This window comes from Psychrobacter sp., from assembly GCF_036731945.1.
GTDB lineage: Bacteria > Pseudomonadota > Gammaproteobacteria > Pseudomonadales > Moraxellaceae > Psychrobacter.
On sequence record NZ_DAINDI010000014.1, the window covers coordinates 1 to 2,766 of the forward strand.

At 44.3% G+C, this 2,766-nt stretch carries 2 protein-coding genes; one reads left to right on the forward strand and one right to left on the reverse strand.

Going from position 1 to position 2,766, the window contains the following annotated elements; translation table 11 throughout:
* Positions 1-1,067: MFS transporter (locus V7D75_RS04360; RefSeq protein WP_333613596.1), on the reverse strand; the 1,067-nt coding region annotated here is incomplete at its 3' end.
* 482 nt (positions 1,068-1,549) lie between these two features.
* On the opposite strand from V7D75_RS04360, the gene V7D75_RS04365 reads away from it, so the two are divergent.
* Positions 1,550-2,596 (forward strand): dienelactone hydrolase family protein, encoded by a 1,047-nt coding sequence (locus V7D75_RS04365; RefSeq protein ID WP_333613558.1) that lies wholly within the window; start codon positions 1,550-1,552, stop codon positions 2,594-2,596.
* Positions 2,597-2,766 lie beyond the last annotated feature (170 nt).

The following is a 2,766-nucleotide window of genomic DNA, read 5'->3' on the forward strand; positions in this document are numbered from 1 at the left end:
ACTTGCACAAACAATAATAACCAAACCGTCAGCGACCATTGTCCACGCGCGTAAGCGATGCCGCAGAGCCACGCACCTATTGTGCCACCTGCGTAATAGCCCATATAATATAAGCCTGAGGCCAATGAGCGTCCTTTTTTGACATTGACCGCAATATAGCTGATGGTGGCCGCTTGGGTAATAAAGACGCCACTGGACATGATGGCAAGTCCTAATACTATACCCCAAAGCGGTGTCACTAGCGTTAAGAGCACGCCGAGCATCGAGATAATAACTGCCACGCGAACCGTACGTGCCGAACCAAAGCGGCGCAGCAACGTCGTCGATAATGGGGTGATGACAACGCCAATTAAATACACCGCAAAAATATTGGCAAGCGCACCTGTGCTTAATTCATAAGGTGTATCGGCCAAATGTAAATTAATAAAGGTAAAACAGCCAACCAACGAGAACAACACGCAAGCACCAAGCAAACAGGAAGTGACGACATAGCGATTGACCAAATGCTCATCGAGGGTCTGCATGGCTGAGCGAAAGTTGGGATTAGCAACGAAGTGCCGTGATGCGGGCAGCATTTTACCCACCCACAGCGCCCCGATCAGCGTCATACCTGCCATCACATAATATCCTGCGCGCCAACCAATAAGCTCATGCAAGTGCCCAAGTAAAAAGCGCCCCATAAAGCCGCCGAGCACTGAGCCCGACACATAAAATGACATCAGCTCAGTGAGCGCGCGTCCCTCAAACTCTTCACCGATATAAGCAATCGTCACCACCGTAATACCGGGCACAGACAATCCCTGCATAAAGCGCCACATGCCCATCCAGCCGATATTCGGACTTTGGGCAATTAACGCAGTGGGTATCGCTAAAAACAATAATGCTCCAACGATGAATGACTTGCGTCCTACCGCATCAGACAGCATGCCCAAAAATGGCGACATGATAGCAATCGCCAATATGGTGGCACCGACAATCATGCCCGCCTGCACCTCAGTTGCGGTGAAATCCATCATCAAGACTGGCAAAATAGCTTGAATAGAATAAACCTGCAAAAAAGCAAACATCCCAATCAAGCCAATCGTCAGCTTGAGCACCCATGAAGGCGCGTCAAAGGGCGTGTTGACACATTGATTGCTGACGCTGTTATCTTGGCTAATACCAGCGGCTTTGCCATGAACATTGCTATCATTATTTATACTGTTATTTATATTATTATTCAAAGTATGACTGACTATATTGAGTGCTTTTTTTAGCTAGAGCTGAATTGTTCTGGCTCATACTAAATGGCACATGGGTGATAGAAATAAGTGGTAGCAATTACATCATGCCTCGCATAAAACTTATAACTGACTATAAAAAGATGGCTGATTGGTGATTTTATCACAGCAAATACCAGACTCAGGTTTCGGTGTGTTATTCACGCCAGTTTTTTAAATGCCGCTTTAGCACTGTAGAGGTGACTGATATTTTTGACAGTGAATAGATTACTCTCTACTATTATTTTGCTTTGCTTTTAAAAAAACCTTCATCTAACAGACCCTTTATCATGTTAAACAACCCTTTTTATCTAAGATTGATTACCCTAACTGGCATACTGATTGTTTCTGTGAATATGGTAGCAGTCGCAGCACAACCAACAGACTCAATTCAAACCCTTTCAATTAAAGAGCAATCAACCGTTACCTTACCAACTACCTTAGCAACCAAAATACCTTCAACAGAAGCACTATTAACTAAATTGCCATTAACCAAAGTACCTGCAAGTAAAGCACTTTTACCTACCACAACCGCAGTTGCCTCTACATCGAACTGTATTGCCGATAGTGTGATTACCGCAGCTAAGCTGTCAGCTACGCGTGATAATGGTCCTTTTACGGTGGCGAGTAAAGCCGTTCCCCGTCAGCTGGCCAATGGCTTTGGCGGCGGCACCATTCATTATCCTACCAATGCTGGAGACTGTGGTCTGTTAGGCGGCATCGCAGTGATTCCCGGTTATGTGTCTTACGAAGCGTCTATTAAATGGTGGGGTCCGCGTCTGGCATCTTGGGGGTTTGTGGTGATTACTATCGATACCAACTCTATTTATGATGACCCAAATAGCCGTGCAACGCAGTTGAGCGCTGCGCTCGATCATATTCTTAGCGATAGTACGGTGGGTGCGCAAATAGATAGCACACGTTTAGGCGCCATCGGTTGGTCAATGGGTGGTGGTGGCGCGCTGCAGTTAGCAACCCAGCGCAGTGATGTTCGCGCCATTATTCCGCAAACGCCCTATCATGATAAAGACTACGGCATTATGGACACGCCCGCGTTATTTATTACCTGCCAAAATGACCGCATTGCCTCTAATAAGAAGTACAGTAGTCCGTTTTATAATCATGCTGCTGGGCCAAAAATGAAGATTGAAATAAAAAACGGCAGCCACTTTTGTCCAAGCTATCGCTTTAATGAGATATTACTCAGTAAACCGGGTATTGCTTGGATGCACCGCTACATCAATGGTGACACTCGCTTCGATAAATTCTTATGCAACAATGAAAACTATGGCAGCAGCCCTCGTATATCCGCTTACCATTATAAAGATTGTGTATAAGCACTGCTCTTAAATCGCCTTACATTTAATACTTTATCTCCTTTATCTTTTTCAAACTTACATATTTATAGTGTTGATATCCTTTTTCTTACAGACTTTGCATGCTTAAAAAACCATAATCAAAAACTATGCATATTTATTGCTATGACTAATAATTAAAAAACTAACAA